The sequence below is a fragment of the Bacillus sp. 179-C3.3 HS genome (assembly GCF_047229225.1).
Classification (GTDB): domain Bacteria; phylum Bacillota; class Bacilli; order Bacillales; family Bacillaceae; genus Bacillus.
Genome location: NZ_JBFEFT010000010.1, coordinates 76,127 through 101,767, shown reverse-complemented (window position 1 = coordinate 101,767; position 25,641 = coordinate 76,127). Strand labels below are relative to the sequence as shown.

Here is a 25,641-nt window from a genome sequence, read left to right as displayed (position 1 = left end):
GCACCAAAAACATTTGGTAGCATGTCAGCCTAATAAGGGTGTTTTATTTGTGTCTCATTCTGCTATGTCAGTCTAAGAGTGCGGTTTTTATCTTTATGTATGAAATAGCCGATCCATTTGAGGCCGATCGTAGTCTAATAGCCAATGTTGTAATCCTTCATAGACTGGGCGTAGACTTTCAAGGTCTGCAGCAATGAGATCACAGCCTCGATCATCGTATAAGTGAAAAATCATCTTTTTCGAGAGATTGATCAAATAGATTTCATATCCCAGTTTCCCTTTCATGATCTGATTTGGTGTATAAAAATCCTCTTGGCATATGGCTCGAAGAAGCGGGCGCAACCGAATATCCTTCAGTTGACAATTGATTGAAAATCGTTCGATCCTGAGCCCCTCGTCTATCTCTGGAATCAAATCGTGCAAAAGCTCATGCCGTAAATGATAACGCATTTTTCGGTTCACATATTTCTGATAGACAAGCAGCTTACGCTTTGTTAACTCATGTGCATGTTCTGTATACACATCTGTCACAAGCAGCATATCGTCTTCTGAATGAAAAGAATACTTCACAATATTAAAAGCACGATCCCCTGCTTTTTCTAACACTTCCGCTTCCTTTTCAATTGACCAATCTGCCAATTCAAACCGAAGCCCATAGGGCCATTCATAAAAGAGAGGTGGTGTTAGTAAGAGATTCGAAAAATAAGTATCTAAAAATGGCTTTATTTGTTGGCTCATCTGCTGTCCTTCCAATGCTTTTATTTTCTATTTTACATGAAAGATTGCATACAAAAAACAATATGAAATGATCTGTCATTTCATATACGATGGAAAGAGATAGGAATGTGATCTATTGAAAAAACAGAAATGGTTTTCTAAAGTGTTTCTCACAGCGTTAATCACATGTAGATACAAGCTGGACTTGATCAAACGAACATCATTCATGTAACGAATATTTTGGTGGATGTTTTGATCTGGATCGTGATCTTCTTTGTGATCAACACTCTGCTAGAATGGACATCGTAAAAATAGCTCATCGTTAAACATCTCTTTTCGTAGGAGTTGTTTTTTCTATTTCTTAAAACGACTTTTTCTCAACCTCATGAGTATGTCGGACAATTCTTTCATAAACCCAGTCCACATTTCACATTTTCTTCCGATAATAGAAGTGTACACAAATAAATTGTTTACCAAGACTTGAAGGAGTGAAGAAAATGTCGGATCAACAGCACAATGCAGCACACGAAGAAGAAGAGGAATTTAATGTATACGATATGCTTCCACCCGCTGGCACGATCATAGGAGAAGCTACCGAAGAGGAAATGGAAGCTGCTGCCGCACTCGAAGTGAGGCATGTCGCGTTCATGCGCCTTCAAGACATGTATATTCAATTTGATGGCTCTTCTTATAAAGATCTATTGAAAGACTTCCAAGAATTCGAACTCGATTCCACTAAATTCTGGAGAGATGTCGCGAGACGCCTACAAGTCCCATACGAATGGCCAATTCGCATCGACCACGCAAACGGCCCGATTTATATTGGAGAAACAGAAGATAGCCGCGAGGTTGTGGAGAGTGCGGAATAAATTGATTTCATCGGTCCCTTGTTAATGAACAGGGGACTTTTTGTCATTTCATGTTTAAGGGCAATCGACAAGAAAGAACATTTGTTCTATAATGAAGTGACGCGATAAATGGAGGTGTCTTTCTTGAGACCTAGACTAACTAAAGAGCTAAGTGTAGAAATCTTTAGAGATTACTATTGGTTAAAAGAGGAATTACAATTATTTTGTAGGGAAAATGGAATCAGCGCTTCTGGCTCTAAAATAGATTTGACTGATAGAATTGAAACATTTCTTCTAACAGGGGAAATAAAGAAACCTATCAGACCAAGAGTAAACAAGAGAGCGCCACAAACAGAATTAAGTTTGGAGACAGTCATTACAGAGAATCATCGGTGCAGTCAAGATGTTAGAGCATTTTTTAAAACAGTCATCCCAAAGTTTCACTTTTCAACCTATATCCAAAACTACTTTAAAAACAATGTTGGAAGGACATATGCTGATGCTGTAAACGCTTGGTATGAAGAAGAAACTCGCAAAAAAGACCCTTCATACAAGAAAGACATAGCACCGCAATTCGAATATAATCAATTCATTCGTGACTTTTTTGCAGATACTAAAAATCAAGGAAAAAGTCAGAAAGAAGCAATAGAAGCTTGGAATATTATCAAGAAACACCCTGGACATAACAAATATGAATCCAATCATTAACTACCTCATATGGTAGTTTCCTTTATTTTTAGTATGCGTTTTATTTTCTAAAAGCTCACTACTTTGCAGTCATATAAAAAAGAGAGACTCATTGTCCCTCTAAATCAAAATCCAATGCTAGTGATATATTAAAAGCGATATCATGCATTTCATCTATTTTTGATTGATTCAACTGTTCCGCAAATTGACGAGCTGCTTGGACAACATGTTCATTCTCCTTGATTAATTCCTCATTGAGGATAAAGATGGTATTGATCGCCCAGCCAGTCGTCACTAACATACCCTCATCCTGAGTCGATTGCATGAAAGTATCGACCTCTGACAAGATCCATTCTACATCCTCAATTTGTTCCACTTGAAAATGAACCACTTTCTCGATTAGCTCAGCATTTCGTGATGCGAATATGTCTTTCACTTCTTCTTTTGATACTGGTGGATGCTCTTCATATTCAGCCATCATCGCTTCAGCTTCTTCATCTGACAATTCATCGTCAGCCGTGTAATGTCCGGCAATCAATTCATCAAACGAATTGGCTAATTTGAAGTCAGTCTCATATTCTAGATCGAAGTAATGAATTGGTGGGTTTTCTTTCGTTTCTCTATAGTCGAGTGCAATCCATGTATGTCCATCCCCACAAATAAGCAAAAGATCCTCTGGCAGCTCCCATTCTTCTATTAAATAATCACTATCCATAATCCCTTCGCCTTTGGCAATTCCTCTTAGATGATCAAATGATACATGATCCTCTGCCCATCCATTTGGTTGATCTGTTGGAAATGCATTATGTATGGTGTATCCTCCATTTTGTTCAAGAATGAGTTTCTTATATGTATCAGGCAGTACCACGCCTAGCTTCTTTTCCGCCTTTGCAATCTTTCTTTCATTTATTTTCTTAAATGTTTCGTCACTTTCTCGGTCTCTATCCCAGAATGGTTTCAATAGAAATACCTCCAATTGTTATTTCTATACCATCTTACCATTTTATAGAACTAGTTTAATCATTCTATTTCTATAAATAGAAATAGAGAAGGGATATCCCTCCTCTATCTTGTCATGATTCTTCTTTATTTCTCGCATCAAATTCATCAAGCATCGCACGTACTTCATCTGTTGACGCTGTGCCCATTAGTTGATTTCTTAAATGACTGGCTCCCTTGAATCCTTTGACATAAATTTTAAAGAAACGATGTAGCGCCTTGAACGGTCGTAGACCTAACGATGAGTATTGGTCATGTAGATCTAAATGTAATCTTAAGAGCTCTAGCAATTCCTCACTGCTATGTTCTCTCGGTTCCTTTTCAAAGGCGAATGGATTGTGGAAAATACCACGCCCAATCATCACCCCGTCCACGCCATATTGTTCAGCCAGCTTTAAGCCCGTTTGGCGATCAGGAATATCTCCATTGATGGTCAAAAGAGTATCAGGTGCGACTTCGTCTCTCAATTTTTTAATTTCCGGAATGAGCTCCCAATGTGCATCCACTTGGCTCATTTCCTTTCTTGTGCGAAGATGAATCGATAAATTCACAATGTCTTGCTCCAATATGTGTCGAAGCCATCCACGCCATTCATCAACTTCTGTAAACCCGAGTCTTGTTTTGACACTAACAGGTAATCCCCCTGCTTTTGCGGCTTGTATGAGCTCTGCCGCAACGTCTGGGCGGAGAATCAAACCACTGCCCTTTCCGTTTTGCGTGACATTTGGCACAGGGCAACCCATATTAATATCAAGCCCCTGAAAACCTAATTCCGCCATTCCAATGCTCATTTTTCTAAAGTTTTCTGGCTTGTCTCCCCAAATGTGTGCAACAATTGGCTGTTCATCCTCCGTAAACGTCAAACGTCCTTTCACACTTTGAATGCCATCCGGATGGCAATAGCTTTCACTATTTGTGAACTCGGTAAAAAACACATCCGGTCTTGCCGCTTCACTCACAACATGACGGAACACGACATCCGTCACTTCTTCCATCGGTGCTAATATAAAAAATGGTCGTGGTAAATCACGCCAGAAGTTTTTACTCATCTTTCATCCAATTCCTCTCATGACATCACACTTAAAAAGCAAATCAGCTCATTAAGTGATCGTCAATTTTCATCATTATATACTTTAATATGAACGAGTCAAAATTGCAAAAAAGCAAATTTCATAATGGTTGATGAGTGGAAAAGACAGATTGATGCAGGAGAAAATTAATATTTAGCAATCTCTGACAAGCAATAATGAAAAAACACCCCAAGACATTGGGATGTCAAATCATATATAAGGTGATATGATGGAATACACTTCTCATATGTTAGTGATTGATACCAGAAAGTAGATACGGGACGACTGATTGAATAAATGCCTCTGGCGATACTTGATGGCTCCTGCTACTCCATTCTACAGAAGCGCCATAGATCCCCCAGCTTAATACGACCGCAGTCATTCTTAATGATTCATCCTCTTTTATTTTACGCTGTTTTAGCAACATTTTGTAAAAAACAACTTCGAGCTGATCTCTAATAATGCGCGCTATCGTCTCTTCATATCCTCTATGACAACGACTAGATAATGACTTTTGAAAATCGGTGATCGATTTAAAGATACGAACAAAGGCTTCTTCATTTAATTCTTCATTCTCGTAAAAATCATAATTCAAATTCACTAATAATACTTCTGATAACACTTTCTCAAGTAAGTCATATATATCTTCAAAATGATAATAAAAAGTTGCCCGATTAATCATGGCTTCTGTCGTTAGATCCTTTATGGTAATATCTTTGAACTCTTTTTCCCCTGAAAGTTCTATGAAAGAATCCATAATTAATTTACGAGTACGGAGAACGCGCGGGTCCGTCTTTGATTGAGTCATTTCGCTTCCACTCCTACTTTTTCAACAAATGATGACATGTGTCGCATATACGACAAATCCACAGAACTATTGGTGTTGATGATTCTCATTATGACTTAAGATGAAATTGTAAACAAATAAAAGACTTTACGTTTTTAAAGACATTCCGCTATTTCCAACCACAATTGTGGAGAAACTGGCATGTTTTTTGAAAACAAATCCATTGAAAAAGCGAGGTATATTCCTTGCGACAACTTCAAAAGAAATGAGGGAAACGGAATTGAAAAACAACCAAATGATGTGTGATATAGAAACAGGTGTATGCGGACCAGCTGAAGAAGAGGATATGGAGATGATTGATTTGAATCAGCCTAAAAAATCAATCAACCTTTATTATGTGACCGACCCCATTTGTTCTCATTGCTGGGCAATTGAACCCGTTCTTCGCCGTTTTGCAGAGCAGTACGGGGATTATTTCCAATTTCATACGGTGATGGGTGGCTTGCTGGAAAAATGGCATGACGGCCCCATTGATCCTGCCAACGGAATTTATAAACCAGCCGATGTGGCTGGTCACTGGAGAGAAGTAGGAGAATATGCAAGAATGCCGATTGATGGTTCACTCATGATCGACAATCCCGTACAATCTTCTTATCCACCTTCTCGTGTATTTAAAGTGATTCAAAAGCATCATCACGATGCGTTAGCATTTGAATATTTACGTCGCGCCAGAGAAGCACTGTTTGCATTTAATCAAAACATTTCTGATTCAGCGATTTTAATTAAAATCGTCAATCAGCTTGGACTAGATGGTGAAGCGATTGTCACTGAAGCAGAACAACCTACCGGACAACAATTATTAAACGAAGATTTTCAATTAACTAGAAGCTTAGGGGTCAGAGGTTTTCCGACGATTATGATGGTCAATGAGGAAAACAAAGGCATCAAAATTGTTGGCGGACGCCCGCTTGAAACCTATGTAGACGGATTAAAGAAAGTTCTCAACCTAGATGATATCGAGCCAAAACCACAACCACCTTTATCAAGTTTACTAAAAAAGGAAAAGCTTCTATTTTCAAAAGAAATTGAAGTCATGTATGATGTGAAGCAAGCGGATGTTCAATCTTTTGTTGAAACAGAGATTTCAGCAGAGGGTTATCAAAAGAAGGACATTTTAGGTGAAGCTTACTTTACAACGATGAAATAAAATTTAGCAAAAAAGGTGGTGACTCACAAAACAGTCACCACCCACATCTAACGGATTTATTGCTATTTCACTGCTTCATCTTCTACCGGAAGTTGAACAGTGAATGGTTTTAAATCTTTCGCAGGAACAAAATTTGAAAAGTTAAATAATAATATTGTATTTTTCATCTTGAAATTTTCTGTGTTTTCATTTCCCTTTAATGCAAATGTAGATTGATAGTGTGCGGATCCCTTATCTATTGTTTTGACTTTATTCCTTCTAATTATGCTTTTTCCTGCATATTTAACGAACTATCTGGTTCCTTACTAGGATCCACACGTTTAACGAAGAAAACTAATAATAATGCGACAATATTAATACCAAGTGCTACATAGAATGAATATTGAATTCCAGCTAATAGGGATTGCTGAGTTAATAGTGCTTTAGAAGCTTCATTAATCGTTGTTGGATCCACACCAGTCATTAAACTTTCCGCTTTTGTTTTTGTCACAGAATTCATAATCGTAATGAGAATGGCTGTACCAATCGAACCGGACACTTGTTGAGCTGTATTGTTAATAGCTGTACCGTGTGGATTTAAGCGATTCGGCAACTGATTTAGTCCATTTGTCATAATCGGCATCATCACCATTGCCATACCAAGCATACGCAAAGTGTAAACAAGGATGATATATGTGTAACTAGAGTCGATTTGAAGTTTTGCCAACATGTAAGTTGAAACTGCTGTAATGGTAAGACCTAATATCCCAAGAATTCTTGGTCCATATTTATCGAATAGTTTACCAGTGATAGGCGACATAATCCCCATAACGATCGCCCCCGGCAACATCATTAAACCTGAATCAAGTGGTGAAATACCTCTAACATTCTGTACATACGCTGGTGTTAAAATCATCCCTGAGAACATCGCCACAGCATTGACAATTGCAATCACTGAGGCAAGGGCAAACATTGGATACTTATAGACACGTAAATTTAATAAAGGTTCATCCATTTTTAATTGCCTTACGATGAATACAACCAAAGAAATTGTACCAACAATCAGAGTGGTTAAGACAACTTTGTCTGTCCAGCCGTCAGAACTTACGGAACTGAAGCCATAGAGCAATCCGCCAAAACCGATAGTAGATAACACAACTGATAGGTAATCAATGGTTGCATCTTTGTTTTGTACCATGACATTTTCAGATTTCCAAATGGCCAATACTAAACTAATAACAGCTAACGGTAAAATCATTAAGAATAGCAAACGCCAATCATAAAACTCTACAATATAACCTGATAATGTAGGTCCGATCGCCGGTGCTGTAATCATAACTAAACCGAAAATACCCATTGCGGTACCACGTTTTTCACGAGGAAAACTGACTAACATAATGTTCATTAATAATGGTCCCATGACGGAAGAACCTGCTGCTTGAACCATTCGTCCCGTCAGTAATACACCAAAGTTTGGGGCAAAAGCTGCTAATGCAGTACCTAAAGTAAAGATCGCCATCGAAGTTATAAATAAGCTACGGTTCGAAAAGCGTGTCATTAAAAAGGCTGATGCCGGAACTAATACACCGCTGACAAGCATATAGCCTGTCGCAAGCCACTGAATCGTTGAGTAATCTTTAATTCCTAAATCGACCATCATAGACGGCAAGGCTACATTTAAAAGCGAGTTATTTAAAAAAGAAACAAATGCTCCGATAAAAAGAATCACAAGCATGATATACGGTGGTTTTCTTTCTTCTAAGGTTGAATTCATCTATTCGTTTTCTCCTCTGTTCATTTGATTATTTTTGACCGTTTGCATTTCTGTACATCCACACTATTTTCTCAAAGTCTTATACTAAAATTATCCTTTTTATTTTTCACTTTTTTAAGAGAACTCATTCGTACCCTTGTATAATCCTCTTTTTAATAGATCCATTTGCTCAACATAATTTTTAAATGCCTCTTCATGCGATAAATCCTTTACGAAAACTTGAATTAAGTTACTAAACGTTACCGATATAAAAATCTTTAAAACATGCTGAAGCTCTCGCTCATCTTTTATATTTAAGTTTTCAGTATTTATTAGGCGAATGATAGATAATTGTTGATCTTTCCGATTTTCTTCATAAATATTATTTGCTAATGTATTTTCCATTTTATAATTCATATTTAAAAACGTATTTTTTAAAAAGTTTTTGTGTTCTTGATTTCTTTGGTTTTGAATCATTAACTGAAATGAATCAATTAACGCATCAAATATATCCCCATTTTTTTCCTCCAATAGCATAATAAAGCGTTCAGTATTTTTCTTTGAAACCTCGTTTAACAAATAATAATATAGATCCTCTTTTTCCTCGAAATACTGGTAAAAACTACCTCTCGGGATATCCGCTTCTTTTATAATATTAGCAACGGACGCTTCATGTAATGGAACTCGCGAAAATTCCTTTTTAGCAGCTTGAATTATATGATCTTGCTTATCTTTAGGTAAGTTAAAAAACGTTTGTTTTGGCATCCAATATGTCCTCCAATCCAACATGCGACAACGTGTCACATCTGCAACAATTTGATTATAGAGGTCAAAATATCACAAGTCAATCAAAAAGTGACACCTTGTCGCATTTTTACTATCAATTTTAAATGACTATTCTGGAATCAAAAGATAATTGCATCTTTCATTACACGTATTAACGAAAAATGATTTTACTTTTCCCTATTTGTACTGACGCAAAAAAAGCCCAATTTCTCAATTTTAATACTGAGAAATTGGGCTTAGGATTCCTTGATCTTGTAAATCCCTGTTTTGACGACAAATATACACACTATATGCAATGTAGCCGTAAATCAACATCATTCTTTATATTCTTACACCATAAGCAATGAATTGTAGGTACAGTCCTATTTACTTCTTCTTATGGTTTGTTTATTCCATTATGTTTACAGTCACTTTGTTCATACTATCTTGATCGTCTAATACAGCGACTTCAAATAATACCTTCTCTTTTATGTTTAGATCGGATTCAACTAATTCAAACACGAAGTTTTTCCCTTTGCCCGTCTTGGAGCCGTCAGCATTCATTGTTCCTTGCATACCTTTAAACTTCCCTCGAATAAAGCATACCTTAAAAAACACGCTTAAATAAGGATTTAGTCAGCAAGTTCAAGCAACGCACAGCACTCAACATGACTCGTATGCGGGAACATATCCACAGGCTGCACTTCCTCCGTCACATACCCACCATCTTCAAGAATACGCAAATCACGGGCAAGCGTTCCTGGGTTACAGGACACGTAAACAACACGTTTTGGTTTCATCTTGATGATCGTGTCAAGCAGCGCCTCGTCACAGCCCTTTCTGGGCGGGTCAACCACTAATGTATCAGCTTTGATGCCTTCTTTGTACCAATTCGGAATGACCGCTTCTGCTTCGCCGACTGCAAATTCAACGTTTGTTATTCCATTTAATGCAGCGTTTCGTTTTGCGTCTTCAATGGCTTCAGGCACAATTTCAACACCATATACTTTTCCGGCCTTTTGTGCGAGAAATAAAGAGATTGTCCCGATTCCGCAGTATGCATCAATCACGGTTTCTTCGCCTTGCAATTCGGCATATTCAAGGGCTTTGTCATAAAGCACTTTTGTTTGGGTTGGGTTCACTTGATAAAACGAACGAGCTGAGATGGCAAATTTGATGTCGCCAATCGTGTCATAAATGTATTCTTCTCCCCATAAAACGGTCGTTTCGTCTCCGAAAATGACATTTGTCTTCTTCGAATTCACGTTTTGCACAATTGACCGAACGTGTGGGAAGCGTGTTATAATCTGCTCAATCACTTGTTGTTTTTGTGGGAAATCAGCCGTTCTTGTGACAAAAACGACCATCATCTCACCTGTTGCGATGCCGTAGCGAACCATGACATGGCGAAGCCAGCCTTTGTGACGTTCTTCGTTATATGCTTTGATACCGAACGCTTGGCATATGTCTTTGACCGCTTGAACGACTTCATCGTTTTCTGATTGCTGGATCAGGCATTTTTCCATATCAATGATTTCATGGGTACGTTGCTGATAAAATCCTGCAACTAGTCCGCCTTCTCGTTCTCCAACTGGAACTTGTGCTTTGTTTCGATAATTCCACGGGTCTTCCATGCCGAGTACAGGATGAACTTTTACACGGCTCATATCGAGCTTACCGATCCGCTCCAATACGTCCTTTACTTGTTTTTGTTTAAATTGCAGCTGGCCTTCATAGCTCATATGCTGAATTTGGCAGCCCCCGCACTGCTTGTAAATTGGACATGGCGCATCTTGCCTGTGCTGACTTTCCTTTGTCAGCTCCATGAGTCGTCCAAAAGCAAATCCTTTTTTGACACGCGTTACTTTGATCGTTCCTTGTTCATCTGGGAGGGCATTCGGAACAAAGACAGGGAATCCCTCAATTTTCGCTACACCTGCACCTTCGTGTGTTAAGTCTTCGAACGTGACATTGTAGTATTCATTTTTTTGAACAGGTGGATTCATTTTCACCAATTTTATCACCTCATTTGCAAAGAAAAACTTGGTCGCCATAAGGAACCAAGTTCGATCTCTATCCTATTTTTTCAGCCGTTGCTTTTGGCACAATGAATTCAATATGGCGATAGAGGTTTTCAAATTCACCTGGCAGCATGCCGCCGTATTCACCATCTAAATTCAATTGCATTTTATCTTTTACATCTACTTTCACGCGATTCGCTTTTGCATAGATGACATTGTTATCATGAATGTGCTCACCTCGAAGTGCAAGGCTAACCACTCGAATGGCTTCAGCTAGATTGACCTTTTTTAAAATAAGTAAGTCAAACATGCCATCATCTAAAATAGAATCTGGTGCTAGCTTTTCAAAGCCACCTACTGAGTTCGTGAGTGAAACTAGAAACAGCATGATTTCTCCATGAAACAGTTTGCCGTCATATTCAATTTCGACTTCTGTCGGACGGATAGAAGGTAGCATCTCCATGCCTTTCAAATAGTAAGCAAGCTGTCCTAGCATTGTTTTCAGTTTACTTGGCACCTCATACGTCAGCTCTGTTAATCGGCCACCACCCGCAATATTAATAAAGTATTGGCCATTCACTTTCCCGATATCAAGTGGCTTTGCAACACCATCAATAATGGCATCTGCCGCTTTTAAGATATCTTCTCTTGGAATCCCAAGTGCTCTTGCAAAATCATTGGTTGTCCCAACTGGAATGATGCCTAATTTCGGTCTATTTTCAAGCGGTGCTAGTCCATTGACGACTTCATTGATCGTGCCGTCTCCTCCTGCTGCAACAATTAAATCAAATTCTCTCTGTGCGGCTTTTTCTGCTGCCTGTGTCGCATCTCCTGCACATGTCGTCGCATGACAAGAAGTTTCATAGCCAGCTTGTTCAAATTTTTGCAAAACCTGTGGCAAATTCTTCTTGAAAAGTTCACGCCCAGATGTCGGATTGTATATAATTCGAGCACGTTTCATTCATCATCATCCTATATTCATTATCCAATCTATTTTCACCACTAACAACCTTTAATTATACTATGAGTTTTAAAAATGGCAACAGAACAGCCACCTCATATTTGAAATCTCAAGGTACATCTTCCTCAAAAAGGAAACATTCTGATAAGATATATGAAAACAGTGAAAAGGATGATATGCCATGAAAAAGCCTGTCTATTTCAATCATGACGGCGGTGTTGATGATCTTGTCTCATTATTTCTTTTGCTTCAAATGGAACACTTGAAGGTCATTGGAATGTCTGTGATTCCAGCTGATTGTTATCTAGAGCCTGCGCTAAGTGCGTCTCAAAAAATCATTGATCGATTTAGCCCGTATGACATCGAAGTCGCTGCTTCAAATTCTAGAGCCGTCAATCCCTTTCCAAAGGAATGGCGCATGCACGCTTTTTATGTGGATGCACTCCCTATATTAAATGAAAAAGGCTCTGTTGAGACAAACGTGTCCAAGCTTCCAGCACACCTTCACCTCATTGAAGCAGTTAAAAAATCAACCGAACCTGTCACACTCCTTTTTACCGGTCCGCTTACAGACCTCGCACGCGCATTAGAGGAAGATCCCTCCATTTCAAACCACATTGAGAAATTGGTGTGGATGGGTGGTACATTCCTTGAAAAGGGCAATGTAGAAGAACCCGAGCATGATGGCACAGCAGAGTGGAATGCTTTTTGGGATCCATATGCTGTCAAAACCGTCTTTCAAGAGCGCTTTCCCATTGAAATGGTCGCACTCGAAAGCACCAATCAAGTCCCGCTTACACTTGATGTACGACAACGCTGGGCATCTCTCCGTTCTCATATCGGGATTGATTTTATTGGACAGTGCTATGCTTTTTGTCCCCCGCTTATTCATCATGAAACGAACTCGACTTATTACTTATGGGATGTTCTCACAACCATCACACTCGCTTCGACTTCCTTTACTCGTTCGAAGGAATTGAATGCGATTGTTTACACTGAAACACCAAAGCAAGGACGAACTGAAGAGCACCCAGATGGAAAGTCCATCCGAGTGATTGACCATGTTGATCGTGATGCATTTTTCCAAGCATTTGAGGATCTTATGAGAAAAGCAGTTTGTCAGATTTCCAAATGAAAAACGCCCCGTTCATTCACGGGGCGCTTCTTTTACTTTTCTTCTGCGTATTTCTTCTTACGTCTAAATTTGCTTAAAATTTCATACACAATCGGTACAATAACCAATGTAAGAAGGGTCGAACTTGTTAATCCACCGATGACGGTTACACCTAATCCTTTTGATACGATTTGGCTTCCACCTTCGAAACCTAATGCTAATGGTAGAAGGGCACCAATCGTCGCAAGGGCCGTCATTAAGATTGGACGTAATCTTGTTGTTCCTGCTTCGAGTAAAGCTTCTCTTGTTGAGAGTCCTTCTTGTTCTTTACGAATCACTCGGTCAATGAGGACAATCGCATTTGTCACAACGATCCCTATCAACATCAGCAATCCAATCATGGCATTTAAGCTAATTGTTTCTTTTGCCACAAACAACCCGACAAGTGCACCAATGATTGTAAATGGTAGCGAGAAGAGAATGGCAAACGGTGCAAGACCTCCGCCAAATGTGATGACAAGGATAAGATAGACAATCGCAATGGCTGCAAGCATTGCAAGTCCAAGCTGCGTAAATGATTCTTCAATATCTGCACTCACGCCGCCAGTGTCAATGGTTACGCCAGATTTCAGGTCGAGCTTATCGACTTCTTTTTGGACGTCTTGCGTGACACTTGTTACATTATCTGTTGTCATGTCACCAGATACTTCTGCGTAGATTTTTCCATCACGTTTTGTGACCGTGTTGGCTGTTGTACCTTCTTTGACTTTTACCACATCACCAATTCGAACTTCTTGTCCTGTCGGTGTTGTGATCTTTTTATTTTCTAAATCTTTTTTGCTCTTATATTCTTCTTTTTCTGTTTGAAGATTGACATCAATTTCTTTGCCATCTTCGGTCACTTTTGTAAGTGTCGTTTCATTATTTTGTGGCGCAATGGCCTGTGCTATTTGTGAAGCAGTAAGGCCCAGCTTCGCCAGTTTATCTTGGTCTGCATGAAACGTATACTCGTCATATTTATCAGATAAACTTGTGCTGACATTTTTCAAGTTTTTCTCATCTTTTAAGATGTTTTCTACATCTTTCACTGTACCTTCAATATCACTTGCTTTGTCACCGTACACATAGTACGTCACCGTATTGCTCGCACCAGCAGATGAGAAGTCTTGTGCCTTCCATTCTCCTTTAGATGCTCGGTCTTGTAAGGCTTTGACCACTCGTTCTTTTTCTTTTTCAAAATTCGGTGTGTCTTCATCATATTGTACGAAGAATAATGCACCATTTGAGTTACCGCCTACAGTAGCTGTTAACGGATTAGAAGAACCTAGTGAATATTGAACCGTATTGACATGGTCTCGTTTCATCAAGTATTCTTCTGCTTTTTTCGTTTCGTCGATTGCTTGTTCTCTCGTTTGTCCTGGTTCAGGTGAATATGTCACCATCGCTGTCTTTTCTACTTCTTGTGGTAAGAAGCTGACACCGACAAGTGGTGCTAAGAATAAGCTTCCGACTAACATGAGAATGGCAATTCCTGATGTAATCCACTTATGGTTAAGTGTCCAATTCAGTATACGTCTATAAACACCAGCAAGCTTACTTGGTTTATGTTCTTTGACCTTTTTCGTTGCTCCATAAAGGTTCTTTTTAAATAAGCTGTGTGCCATCATTGGAACAATCGTAATGGCAACTAGTAGTGAAGCAAGTAAAGCAAATACCATTGTTAGCGCAAACGGGATGAATAGTTCACCAATCATTCCACCCACAAGTGCTAACGGTAGGAATACCGCAATTGTGACAATTGTCGAAGACATGATTGGGAGAAACATTTCTTTTGTCGCTTCTCGGACGAGTGCTTTTCCTTTTAAAGGTTCATCCTTCAATGCCATTCTTCGGTAAATATTTTCTATGACAACAATTGAATCATCGACCACTCGCCCAATAGCGACTGTCATGGCACCAAGCGTCATAATATTTAATGTGATATCTAGCTGATTTAAAATAAGAACCGCAATCAGCAATGATAATGGGATCGAGATCACAGAGATGAGTGTTGATTTAATATCTCTTAGGAACAATAGAATGATAATGATCGCAAAAATCGCTCCGATGATTGCCTTGTTAAGCATTGTGCTAACAGACTCTTTGATCGGTTCTGCTTGATCATATGTTGTGCTGATGTTGATCCCTTTGTGTTCTTCCTTAAACTTCTCAAGCTCTTTAGTGACTTCTTCTGCCACACTTACTGTGTTGGCATCAGAACCTTTCACTATTTGAAGCCCAATGCTGTCTTTTCCATTTGTTCTAGAAATTGATTCAGCATCTTTGACGACTTTAATATCCGCAATCTCAGAAAGCTTAATTGTTGGTAGTTCTACAGCTTGGCCGCTTCCTGCCCCTGGTTGTTGTTGCGCTGCTGCTTGTTGTTCTGGTCCTTGCATTCCTGTATTTGCTGAGGCATTAGGAGTCGCTCCAGCACTTGGCACTACAGGAATTTCCATGTTCTTTAGATCTTTTACACTTAGAATGTTGCCATCTACGACCACTGATTTTTGTTTATTGCCGAATGTGTATAAACCTAGTGGGAGATTCACATCAGACCCTTTGATCATGTTTTGGACTGTTTCTTCATCTAGTCCGTATTCTTCCATTTTCTTTTCTTTAAATGAAAATTCAACTTCTTTGATTTGTTGTCCTGACGCTTCAACAGAAGAAACCCCGTCTAATCCTTCAAGTGAAGGAACAAGTACATCTTCCACTTTTTGCGTTAGATCTTCTAACGATTCTTTGTCACCCGACACACTGAGTGCTAAGATTGGAATTGCATTGATGCTAAAACGTGCGATTCTTGGTTTTTCTGCATTTTCAGGAAAGGTAATATTGCTAATGGCATCTTCAATTTCTTTCTTTGCTTCATCCATGTCTTTGTTGAAATCATATTCAACTTGAATAGAAGAGGCATTTTCAAAAGAATTAGATGTGACCACATTGACTCCACTGAGGTTTTGTATAGACTTCTCAATGGGATCGGTCACCTTATCAGATACTTCATCCGGTGTTGCACCAGGATACATTGTTGAGACCGTAATGACTGGCGTATTGATATTCGGAATTGATTCTTGTTTCATATTCAATCCGGCATATAGACCAGCAACTGTTACGATAATCGTCATGAGCCATACTGCGAACTTATTCTTTAATACAAAATTGATGATCGAATTCATTATGTCCTCCATTTTCCTACATGTATTGACTGACTGGTCATTCTATATCATAATAAACGGAGATATACAATGGCGTCAACCTATTTCACTTGGGTTTGACGTAACATTCTAAAGCTGAAGGGGCCTTATTTCATGAACGAAAAAAAAGAAAAAATCATAAAAACAAGCATTCAATTGTTTGCGAAAAAGGGTTTTTCTTCTACGACCATTCAGGAAATCGCAGATGAATGTGGCATATCTAAAGGCGCATTTTATTTGCATTTTAAATCAAAAGACCAGCTATTCAATCGTGCATTTGAATATTATATCGATACGTCTATGCAGGAGATTGAAAATGTTCGTAAACAAAATCAGCATCTAGACCCTAGAGAGATTTTACAAAAACAAATTGCAGAACAATTTAAGCGTTTTGCTGAGAACAAGGATTTCATTATTTTAATCCTTAGTGAGAATGCCATTCCGGAAAACCAGCATATTAAAAAGTACTCTGTCGCTGTGAAAAAACAAATGAATGATGAGATCCAAATCTCCCTTTTGGCCACTTATGGACAAGACATTGAACCATATAAGACTGACCTGTCAGTCATTATTCAAGGAATCATTCAATCCTATGTACAGATCCTGCTGTTACACGACCAGTTGGCATTATCATTCGACGCGCTCTCTTGCTTTATACTCAATCGCTTTGATGATTTGGTTCAAGGGCTTCTTCGTTCTCATTGTAAGCCCATTTTGAATCCGTCCATATGGGAAGATGAAGCACCTAATGCTGTTTCTCTTCTCGAAGAGCTCCACCAGCTAAAGCAGGTGCATCTCCTATCTAACGACACCCTCGTCTCGATCGAAGTCATTGAAGAGGAATTGGCGAAGGATGAGCCTCGTAAACCGGTTATTCAAGGGATGCTCACAAATTTAGACTTATGTGAGGAACCAGCGGTCCAAAGGGTCGCTGAACAGTTAAAGTTGTTTCTCCAGTGATTCACATTTCACCGATTTTCGCTTATTCTCTTAAACCATGACCTACAGCTTATGTTTATTATAAAAAAAGAATATTCGAATTGATATACGGCGGTGGTCTGAATCTATGGTAAGACCGTGCCGATGTCAATACAAAAAAAACCGCCTGATGACAAGGCGGTTTTTATATTTAGCGTTTTTTGATTTCTTCTAGTAAGATCTTGTTGACCATCGGCGGGTTGGCTTGTCCCTTCGATGCTTTCATGATTTGTCCCACTAGGAAACCAATCGCACGGTCTTTTCCATTTTTAAAGTCTTCAATGGATTGAGGGTTATTGTCGAGTGCTTCTGTCACAAATTTGAGTAATGCCCCTTCGTCAGAAATTTGGACAAGTCCTTTTTCTTTGACGATCGTTTCGGCATCTCCCCCATTTTCAATTAACTCTTTGAATACCTTTTTGGCAATCTTAGAGGAAATGGTTCCTTTTTCGATGAGTTTGATCATGCTAGCAAGCCCTTGAGGCGTTAGCTTTGTATCGTCCAGTTCTTTTTGGGCAGAGTTGAGATAAGCAGATACCTCTCCCATCAGCCAGTTAGATGCTTGCTTCGCTTCTGCACCTTCTGAAATGGTGGCTTCAAAGAAATCGGACATTTCTTTCGTCAGCGTCAGAACCATGGCATCGTAAGCAGGTAGCCCAAGCTCATCGATATAGCGTTTGCGGCGCTCATCTGGCAATTCTGGGATAGATGCTCTTACACGCTCTTTCCACTCATCATCAATGTATAACTCAACCAAATCTGGTTCTGGGAAGTAACGATAATCGTCAGATCCTTCTTTGATACGCATTAAGAGTGTCTTTTTCGTCGCTTCATCGTAACGGCGTGTTTCTTGCTCGATCACACCACCAGAAAGCAAGACTTGCTCTTGACGCTTCTCTTCGTATTCAAGACCTTTCTGTACGAACGCAAATGAGTTCAAGTTCTTGAGTTCTGTTTTTGTTCCAAACTTCTCTTGACCGATTGGACGTAGAGAAATGTTGGCATCACAGCGAAGAGATCCTTCTTCCATTTTACAATCAGATACACCTGTATATTGAATAATAGACTTTAGCTTCTCTAGGTAAGCATACGCCTCTTCAGGTGTGCGAATGTCTGGTTCAGATACGATTTCAACAAGTGGTGTACCTTGACGGTTGTAATCCACTAGTGAATAGCCGTCGCCCGTATGCGTTAGCTTTCCAGCATCCTCTTCTAAGTGAAGACGGGTAATACCGATACGTTTTGTGTTGCCGTCTACTTCAATTTCAATCCAGCCATTCTCACCGATTGGCTTATCAAATTGTGAAATCTGATATGCCTTTGGGTTATCTGGATAGAAGTAGTTTTTACGGTCAAATTTTGTGTCTGTTGCAATTTCACAGTTCAATGCCATTGCAGCCTTCATTGCGAAGTTCACTGCTTCTTTGTTTAAGACAGGCAGTACGCCTGGGTAACCAAGATCAATGACACTCGTTTGTGTATTGACAGGTGCACCAAATGGCGTCGGCGCACTTGAGAAAATTTTTGATTGTGTTTTTAGCTCTACGTGGACTTCAAGTCCAATTACCGTTTCAAAGTTCATTGTTTTCACCCCTTACAGTTCAGGTTTTGCTTTATGATGATCTGTTGCTTGTTCATATGCATGAGCCACACGATAAACGGTTCCTTCGTCAAAGTGCTTCCCGATGATTTGTAGTCCTAACGGAAGACCATTTGCAAATCCACAAGGCACACTGATTCCTGGAACACCTGCAAGGTTGACAGGGATCGTTAAAATGTCGTTTGCATACATCGTAAGAGGATCACTTGTTTTCTCCCCAATTTTAAATGCAGGAGTTGGTGTTGTTGGTCCAATAATGACATCATACTTTTCAAAAACTTGTTCAAAATCTTGTTTAATCAACGTACGGACTTTTTGTGCTTTTTTATAGTACGCGTCATAATATCCTGAACTTAAAGCGAATGTACCTAACATGATACGACGCTTCACTTCGTCACCGAAGCCTTCAGAACGTGTATTTTTGTATAAATCAAGCAAATTGTCTGCCTGTTCTGTACGGTAACCATAGCGGATTCCGTCAAAACGAGATAGGTTTGCTGATGCTTCTGACGAAGATAGCAAGTAATAAGTCGCAAGTGCATATTTAGAATGCGGGAGCGATACCTCTTCCCATGTCGCGCCAAGTCCTTCTAATACTTTTAATGCTTGAAGAACAGACTCTTTTGCTTCCTCTCCAACACCTTCGCCAAGATATTCTTTTGGCACGGCAATCTTAAGACCTTTGATGTCGCCAGTTAATGAAGAAAGGAAATTCGGCACATCCACATTTGCACTCGTTGCGTCCATTTCGTCAACGCCAGAGATCGCTTGAAGTACATAGGCGTTGTCCTCTACATTACGAGTAATTGGTCCAATTTGATCCAATGATGAAGCAAATGCGATTAAACCGTATCTTGATACACGGCCATACGTCGGTTTTAGACCAACGACACCACAGAATGATGCTGGCTGACGAATGGAACCGCCTGTATCAGATCCAAGTGAGAATGGTACTTCACCTGCTGCAACCGCTGCTGCTGAACCACCACTTGATCCCCCAGGGACTGTGTTAAGATTCCATGGGTTTTTCGTTGCTTGATAGCTTGAGTTCTCTGTAGAAGAACCCATTGCAAATTCATCCATGTTTAATTTACCGATTGTGACAGCTTCCGCTTCTCTTAAACGGTTCACAACGGTTGCATCATAAATTGGATCGAAGTTTTGCAAGATTTGACTAGATGCTGTTGTACGTAAATCCTTTGTAACGATATTATCCTTTACACCGATCGGCATACCGAACAATAGGCCAAGCTCGTCCTTTGCACCTACTGCCTCGTCCAATTCCTTGGCATATGCACGAGCTTTCTCTTCGTCCAGTGCAAGGAATGCTTGTACTTTTCCGTCTACTTCATTGATTCGTTTATAAGACTCGTCTACTAAATCAGAAACAGACAGTTCCTTTTTATGTAAAAGCTCTTTTAATTCAGAAATTTTGTGATCAAATAGTGACATGTCTCGGGCCTCCTTTAGTCCAAAATAGATGGCACACGAATATAACCGTCTTTATGATCAGGCGCATTTTTCATGACTGCCTCAATTGAAAGACCTTTATTCGGAACATCTTCTCTCATGACGTTTTTCATTTTTAATACGTGGGTTGTTGGTTCAACGTTTTCCGTATCAACCTCGTTTAATTGCTCTGCAAATGTAATGATGCTATCAAGCTGTTCTGTAAACATTTCAGCTTCTTCGTCTGTAATGGCAAGCCTCGCTAAGTGCGCTACGTGCTTTACTTCTTCTATTGAAATTCTTGACATGCAGGTTCACCTCCAAAAATGATGCGTGTTGATGGTCATGATCATAAGTCATATACACTTTATCATATCAAATTTTACTGTTCTAAAGCAAATTTACCGTAGTATGTGTAAGCCTTTTTCCCTTGGTGCACCATTTGTTTACATCAAAAGTGTAAATCCTTGAAAAGGGCTTGTTTTATTTTCAGAAAATTTTTACTTTTGTTTATTTTTGCAAACGCTTACATATACATACTTATCAACGTTACACACGTTTTTTCTATCTTGAGATGTGGTTTAAGTAGGTTGATCACTAGGTAATACTTTGGTAGGTTATGTAACCATAGCAGTGAGCAGCCAGATTTGATCAATGTTGTTTGAGTGTGACATCAAATTCATAAGAAAAAGGTGATGTGGAAACATGAATATTGAAGTGGGAATTTCTTTAACTGTTTACTTTATCGGAATGCTTGCGATTGGTTGGTATGCTTTTAGAAGAACCAATAATTTAACTGATTATATGTTAGGCGGACGAGGATTAGGTCCTTATGTGACCGCGCTATCTGCTGGTGCTGCTGATATGAGTGGTTGGATGCTTATGGGACTTCCTGGTGCCATGTATACAACAGGGCTTTCATCTGGATGGCTAGCGGTTGGATTAATTAGTGGTGCTTACTTAAATTATTTATTTTTGGCGCCTCGCTTGCGTGCATACACAGAAGTGGCAGATGATGCCATCACGATTCCAGATTTTTTCGACAAACGGTTTAAAGAGTCCTCAACCTTGTTAAAATCAGTCTCAGCTATCATTATTTTGATTTTCTTTACACTTTATACCTCATCAGGTATGGTATCGGGCGGACGTTTATTTGAATCGGCGTTTGGCGCCCATTATATGTTCGGCTTAATCTTAACATCTAGTATCGTTGTGATCTATACATTATTCGGCGGCTTTTTAGCAGTTAGCTTAACTGATTTCGTTCAAGGAGCTATTATGTTTTTAGCATTAGTGCTCGTGCCGATCGTTGCCTTTACTGAGTTAGGTGGACCTGTTGCCACATTCCAGGATATTCAACAAATTGACCCAAAATTGCTTGATATTTTTAGAGGAACGAGCGTCATTGGCATTATTTCCTTCTTGGCTTGGGGACTTGGTTACTTTGGACAGCCGCACATCATTGTTCGATTTATGGCCATTACAACTGTTAAAGATTTAAAACCTGCTCGTCGTATTGGCATGAGCTGGATGATTGTGTCCATCATTGGTTCACTTTCTGTCGGATTAGTCGGTGTCGCTTATGTACATGAAACAAGTACAAATCTTGCTGACCCTGAAACCATCTTTATTGTCTTTTCTAACGTCCTGTTCCATCCGTATATTACTGGATTTTTACTTTCTGCCATTTTAGCTGCGATTATGAGTTCGATCTCTTCTCAGCTACTTGTCACAGCAAGTGCACTGACAGAAGATTTGTACCACACATTTTATCGAAAGAAAGCATCAGACAAAGAACTTGTTATGATTGGTCGAATGTCTGTTTTGGTCATTGCAGTGATTGCCCTTTGTCTCTCACTGAACCCAAGTGATACAATTCTTGATCTTGTCGGTTATGCGTGGGCAGGATTTGGATCTTCATTTGGTCCAGTCATTTTATTATGTCTCTATTGGAAACGAATGAATCATCATGGTGCTTTAGCAGGGATGATTGTTGGGGCTGTTGTCGTCTTAACTTGGATTTCAACTGGGTTAAATGATCTAACAGGTTTATATGAAATGGTTCCAGGATTTATTTTAAGCGGTCTAACTGCAATATTAGTCAGCCTGCTGACAAGTAAACCTTCCACAGCTTCTAAACAGCTATTTGACAAAATGGAAGGCTTTCTTGAAAAAGGAACAAAATAGCAAAATATTTAGAGTCATCTGCATGATGCGGATGACTCTTTTTTTATTTAAGAGAAAAAGCTTTTCTTTCCGTCCATTCTGAATAAAATAAGAGTTGTGCAGCCATATGGGCTGTGAGATGATCATATACATGATGTCAAACGTACATACATCAAAAGAAAAGGAGCGATACGCATGTTTGGGGCAATGGAATGGGATACTGTCTTAAAATTAGCCGTGGCGACCTTAATTGGTTTAATCATCGGGCTTGAACGTGAGCTGAAGAAAAAGCCACTTGGTTTAAAAACGTGTATTGTCATTGCTGTCAGCTCCTGCGTATTAACTATCATCAGCATTGATGCAGCCTACAATTTCCCTAGAGTCTCTAAGCTTCAAATGGACCCACTCAGGTTACCGGCGCAAATTATATCTGGTGTTGGTTTTATTGGAGCAGGTGTGATTCTTCGAAAAAGTAATGACGTCATCTCAGGTCTCACGACGTCCGCGATGATATGGGGCGCAGCAGGACTTGGGGTTGCGACAGGTGCAGGTTTTTATAAGGAGGCCTTTCTCAGTTTGTTCTTTATTCTAGTCAGCGTCGAGTTCCTCCCGTGGCTTTTCCAACGGATTGGACCAATTCGCCTACAGGAAAAGGAAATTCGTGTCAGAATGTCTCTTTCTGATAGAAACCGGATGACAGACATCTTGAAAGAGATGAAAGCACTCAATATCCGCATTCATTCCGTTCGAATTGATGATTTGAAGGAAAAAGATTATCCAATCATGGAAGTACGCGTCCGGGTACATAAGGACCGTTATACGACTGATGTGTATTTTGATATTAAAGAGCTAGAAGGCGTTATTGGCGTAAAATGTGATACGATGTAAACAAAACCCCCTGCTGTTTTTCACGTCAGCAGGGGGTTTTTTCATTTATCGTGCCAATTGTCCAAAATCAAAAGGAGTAATGGGTGTATTCTGTTCAATGTCCTTTCGAAATTGCGAGAGCATGGCCTTTTCGTTCGAATCCATCGTTTGGAGATCAAATGCTTGATGTAAAAGCCCGTAAATAAGCAGATGTCGCAGCATGAGGAAATCAGGGATCACCGTTAGCCATGCGTCATCAAGCTCATTCTCCTTGCGATAGCCTTTTAGAAAATGACTCATAAATTCAGCAGTAAATTCAGCTTTATTCTCATAAGGAATCACAGGATACCAAAGGACATTGTAAAGCAATATACTAATGTCATTCACAAACCAGTGATAGCCAATGTCATCAAAATCAAATGCAATAATCTCTCCTTGATGATAATGGAAATTCCCATGATGCAGATCTGCATGCACCAGTCCATAGTCATCCTTCGATGTCGGAAGGGTAAGAAGCTTTTGCATCAGTTCATTTTTCCGTTGCAGGACGACCGTTTGTTGTGCAGGAATATATCGTTCAAGCTTCAGTTGCTCCTCTTCATACCACTCTTGACGCTTATAAAGGGCATCCTTGACATGGTATTGCTTTGTTAATCGATGCATTCTTCCTGTATATTCGCCTAGCGTTTGAAACAACGTGCCATTCCAATCAGATTCGTTCACCTTTCTGCCTGGTGCCTTTTCATACACCCGAAGCAAAAATGCGCCCCCTTTTTGATCTTGAACGGCTTCAACGATATTCCCATCTGTTGATAGGACAGGTTTTGCCACTGCGACTCCTTGTTGAGACAAATACTGAATCCAGTCCATTTCGCCTAAAATGTATGTGCGTGAACGGCGAATTGTATGGGTAATCTTTAAGATATAAGACTCGCCATTCTGTGCCTGATATTCGTACACATAGTTTTCTGCATCACCTAAAAGTGTGATTTGGTCTGGCTGAAAATCATATAATTGAGCTGCCTTCTTTAAGACTTGATGTTCTTCATATCGTGCTTTTACTTCTTTATGCATGCTGATTCTCCTTTTTCGTCTTTTTAAAATAAGGAATGACGGTGATCAGCATTTATACGAGCATCAACATACCAGCCTTTCATATTGGTTTCTTCACTTACTTTGACAATCGATTGGAAATTCCTTCTTTTGATAAAAAAAACCGCCAAAGGCGGTTTTAATTAGTCATAGATATGGATTGTCGGTTCTTTGTCTTCCACATTTTTGGTGATCAAGGCTTCTTGTTGATCAGAAGATGTGATGTTGATTTCTATATTTGTGCTCTTATAGTAATCCATCACTTCACCTGTTAAATATTGTGTGAACGCGACTACTTCTGTTTTCCCATAAAACTGCATTGGAATTTCAATCTTCATCTTTTGAAGGTTTCCATTTTTATAGAAGCCTTTCCCTACTACTCCTGTGTAATTCGGGAAGTAATCTTCTACTTTTGTTTTGAAGCGGTCAAATCGTTCTGAATCATCTTTGTAGTTACTTTTGGCGTTATCGGATGGGAAAAATACATTTTCTTCTTCCACCGTATCCCAGTTGCCGATATCAGATGAGCCTGCTTTCACATCGGTTTTTGCGATAAAGTTCCCTGGAACGATGGATGATTTCGGTGCCTGTTTATATAGGGCAATCATCACAGGGACTTTTTGCAAACCGTCCATTTGGCGAATTCGTTTGATCACTTGTTCAGCGATTTTTTCACCTTCTGCCAACAGTTTCTTTGAATCTTTCGATGAATCAATTGTGACTTCCTGCTGTGGATCACCAATGTTTTCACGATAGTAGTATACAGAGTTTAGTGCAAGACCAATCACGACTCCACCAAGCTGTAAACTATTTTTATCTTTTCGAATCAAGTAATTATGTTCTAGCATGGATGCTAAAAAGATTGGACTGTTTTCATTTTTGTCCTTGGTTGAACCGGAGCTTGGGAGTGCTGGGTTTAAGCCAAGGTTTTTGAAGTTTTCGTCCTCTTTTTCAGCTTTTTTCAAATCATTGCCTGTCTTTTTGCGTGCCAGCCAGCTCAAAACTGTATCCTCATCTAAGTGCTGTCCTTCTTGGAACAAGTAGTCATTTGTATTAAATGATTCTGTCGCCAAGCGCATAAGACCTGTTTCAAATTCATCAATATCTAAGCGCGTATTGAGACGCTCTGCTGTTAATCCTCTTGCTGCACCTTGTTTAAATGGCAGCACCATTTTGTAGTAGGAGTCAGAGATATTGTACATAGGGATGATCGCTGTTTCTTTCGTCTCTTCCGTCTTTTGTGTGACCTCTTCTTCGTCATTTCCCCCAAAAGGTGCACACGCTGACAATACCAGTGTGAGTATGGTCAGCAGCAATAACAACTTTTTCAATAGAAAACACT

22 protein-coding genes are annotated in these 25,641 nt (G+C 39.5%); 7 read left to right on the top strand and 15 right to left on the bottom strand.

All coding sequences use genetic code 11. The features are described from left to right. Positions 1 to 93: 93 nt before the first annotated feature. A complete protein-coding gene (locus AB1K80_RS08710) occupies positions 94 to 738 on the bottom strand; it encodes a DUF3885 domain-containing protein (protein ID WP_412856224.1) in 645 nt (214 codons plus the stop codon). 476 nt (positions 739 to 1,214) lie between these two features. Between AB1K80_RS08710 and AB1K80_RS08705 the strand changes: the two genes are divergently transcribed. Both AB1K80_RS08705 and AB1K80_RS08700 read left to right on the top strand, forming a co-directional pair. Beyond that, on the top strand, positions 1,215 to 1,586 hold the full coding sequence (locus tag AB1K80_RS08705) for a hypothetical protein (protein WP_412856223.1): 372 nt from the start codon (positions 1,215 to 1,217) through the stop codon (positions 1,584 to 1,586). A gap of 123 nt (positions 1,587 to 1,709) precedes the next feature. After that, the gene (locus AB1K80_RS08700; protein ID WP_412856222.1) at positions 1,710 to 2,273 is read left to right on the top strand and encodes a DUF6434 domain-containing protein; all 564 of its coding nucleotides are present in this window, start codon (positions 1,710 to 1,712) and stop codon (positions 2,271 to 2,273) included. Between the two features lie 88 nt (positions 2,274 to 2,361). Here AB1K80_RS08700 and AB1K80_RS08695 read toward each other — a convergent pair whose 3' ends face one another. From AB1K80_RS08695 to AB1K80_RS08685, 3 genes are all read right to left on the bottom strand, one after another. Next, positions 2,362 to 3,213 (bottom strand): SMI1/KNR4 family protein, encoded by an 852-nt coding sequence (locus tag AB1K80_RS08695; protein ID WP_412856221.1) that lies wholly within the window; start codon positions 3,211 to 3,213, stop codon positions 2,362 to 2,364. A gap of 112 nt (positions 3,214 to 3,325) precedes the next feature. Continuing rightward, complete coding sequence (locus AB1K80_RS08690; protein ID WP_412856220.1) at positions 3,326 to 4,300, bottom strand: tRNA dihydrouridine synthase; 975 nt, start codon at positions 4,298 to 4,300, stop codon at positions 3,326 to 3,328. A 271-nt stretch (positions 4,301 to 4,571) separates the two neighbouring features. After that, entirely contained in the window at positions 4,572 to 5,129 is a 558-nt protein-coding gene (locus AB1K80_RS08685) for a TetR/AcrR family transcriptional regulator (RefSeq protein WP_412856219.1), read from the bottom strand. A gap of 259 nt (positions 5,130 to 5,388) precedes the next feature. Between AB1K80_RS08685 and AB1K80_RS08680 the strand changes: the two genes are divergently transcribed. Continuing rightward, positions 5,389 to 6,315 carry a DsbA family protein gene (locus AB1K80_RS08680; protein ID WP_412856229.1) on the top strand — a complete coding sequence of 309 codons (927 nt, stop codon included), beginning with the start codon at positions 5,389 to 5,391 and terminating at the stop codon, positions 6,313 to 6,315. A 262-nt stretch (positions 6,316 to 6,577) separates the two neighbouring features. On the opposite strand, the gene AB1K80_RS08675 is transcribed toward AB1K80_RS08680, so the two are convergent. From AB1K80_RS08675 to AB1K80_RS08655, 5 genes are all read right to left on the bottom strand, one after another. Then, the gene (locus tag AB1K80_RS08675) at positions 6,578 to 8,068 is read right to left on the bottom strand and encodes an MDR family MFS transporter (RefSeq protein ID WP_412856218.1); all 1,491 of its coding nucleotides are present in this window, start codon (positions 8,066 to 8,068) and stop codon (positions 6,578 to 6,580) included. 114 nt (positions 8,069 to 8,182) lie between these two features. Further along, positions 8,183 to 8,812, bottom strand: coding sequence for a TetR/AcrR family transcriptional regulator (locus tag AB1K80_RS08670; protein ID WP_412856217.1), 630 nt, complete (start codon positions 8,810 to 8,812; stop codon positions 8,183 to 8,185). Between the two features lie 408 nt (positions 8,813 to 9,220). Next, positions 9,221 to 9,388, bottom strand: coding sequence for a hypothetical protein (locus AB1K80_RS08665; RefSeq protein ID WP_412856216.1), 168 nt, complete (start codon positions 9,386 to 9,388; stop codon positions 9,221 to 9,223). Between the two features lie 56 nt (positions 9,389 to 9,444). Next, a complete protein-coding gene (rlmD, locus tag AB1K80_RS08660) occupies positions 9,445 to 10,824 on the bottom strand; it encodes a 23S rRNA (uracil(1939)-C(5))-methyltransferase RlmD (protein ID WP_412856215.1) in 1,380 nt (459 codons plus the stop codon). A gap of 61 nt (positions 10,825 to 10,885) precedes the next feature. After that, positions 10,886 to 11,794, bottom strand: coding sequence for a diacylglycerol kinase (locus AB1K80_RS08655; RefSeq protein ID WP_412856214.1), 909 nt, complete (start codon positions 11,792 to 11,794; stop codon positions 10,886 to 10,888). 181 nt (positions 11,795 to 11,975) lie between these two features. Here AB1K80_RS08655 and AB1K80_RS08650 point away from each other — a divergent pair, with 181 nt between their 5' ends. Continuing rightward, positions 11,976 to 12,929, top strand: coding sequence for a nucleoside hydrolase (locus AB1K80_RS08650; RefSeq protein WP_412856213.1), 954 nt, complete (start codon positions 11,976 to 11,978; stop codon positions 12,927 to 12,929). A 32-nt stretch (positions 12,930 to 12,961) separates the two neighbouring features. Here AB1K80_RS08650 and AB1K80_RS08645 read toward each other — a convergent pair whose 3' ends face one another. After that, on the bottom strand, positions 12,962 to 16,129 hold the full coding sequence (locus AB1K80_RS08645) for an efflux RND transporter permease subunit (protein ID WP_412856212.1): 3,168 nt from the start codon (positions 16,127 to 16,129) through the stop codon (positions 12,962 to 12,964). 132 nt (positions 16,130 to 16,261) lie between these two features. On the opposite strand from AB1K80_RS08645, the gene AB1K80_RS08640 reads away from it, so the two are divergent. Then, positions 16,262 to 17,107 (top strand): TetR/AcrR family transcriptional regulator, encoded by an 846-nt coding sequence (locus tag AB1K80_RS08640; RefSeq protein ID WP_412856211.1) that lies wholly within the window; start codon positions 16,262 to 16,264, stop codon positions 17,105 to 17,107. Positions 17,108 to 17,276: 169 nt separating this feature from the next. On the opposite strand, the gene gatB is transcribed toward AB1K80_RS08640, so the two are convergent. The 3 genes from gatB to gatC are packed head-to-tail and all read right to left on the bottom strand — an operon-like array spanning position 17,277 to position 20,482. Continuing rightward, positions 17,277 to 18,707: an Asp-tRNA(Asn)/Glu-tRNA(Gln) amidotransferase subunit GatB gene (gatB, locus tag AB1K80_RS08635; RefSeq protein ID WP_412856210.1), complete on the bottom strand. Its 1,431-nt coding sequence runs from the start codon at positions 18,705 to 18,707 to the stop codon at positions 17,277 to 17,279. 12 nt (positions 18,708 to 18,719) lie between these two features. Then, positions 18,720 to 20,177, bottom strand: a complete 1,458-nt coding sequence (gatA, locus tag AB1K80_RS08630; RefSeq protein ID WP_412856209.1) for an Asp-tRNA(Asn)/Glu-tRNA(Gln) amidotransferase subunit GatA — start codon at positions 20,175 to 20,177, stop codon at positions 18,720 to 18,722. 14 nt (positions 20,178 to 20,191) lie between these two features. Then, positions 20,192 to 20,482, bottom strand: a complete 291-nt coding sequence (gene gatC, locus AB1K80_RS08625) for an Asp-tRNA(Asn)/Glu-tRNA(Gln) amidotransferase subunit GatC (protein WP_412856208.1) — start codon at positions 20,480 to 20,482, stop codon at positions 20,192 to 20,194. Between the two features lie 397 nt (positions 20,483 to 20,879). On the opposite strand from gatC, the gene putP reads away from it, so the two are divergent. Both putP and AB1K80_RS08615 read left to right on the top strand, forming a co-directional pair. Beyond that, on the top strand, positions 20,880 to 22,361 hold the full coding sequence (putP, locus tag AB1K80_RS08620; protein WP_412856207.1) for a sodium/proline symporter PutP: 1,482 nt from the start codon (positions 20,880 to 20,882) through the stop codon (positions 22,359 to 22,361). Between the two features lie 174 nt (positions 22,362 to 22,535). Next, positions 22,536 to 23,228 (top strand): MgtC/SapB family protein, encoded by a 693-nt coding sequence (locus AB1K80_RS08615; protein WP_412856206.1) that lies wholly within the window; start codon positions 22,536 to 22,538, stop codon positions 23,226 to 23,228. 45 nt (positions 23,229 to 23,273) lie between these two features. On the opposite strand, the gene AB1K80_RS08610 is transcribed toward AB1K80_RS08615, so the two are convergent. Beyond that, positions 23,274 to 24,281: a phosphotransferase enzyme family protein gene (locus AB1K80_RS08610; RefSeq protein ID WP_412856205.1), complete on the bottom strand. Its 1,008-nt coding sequence runs from the start codon at positions 24,279 to 24,281 to the stop codon at positions 23,274 to 23,276. Positions 24,282 to 24,442: 161 nt separating this feature from the next. After that, positions 24,443 to 25,630, bottom strand: coding sequence for a CamS family sex pheromone protein (locus tag AB1K80_RS08605; protein WP_412856204.1), 1,188 nt, complete (start codon positions 25,628 to 25,630; stop codon positions 24,443 to 24,445). Positions 25,631 to 25,641 lie beyond the last annotated feature (11 nt).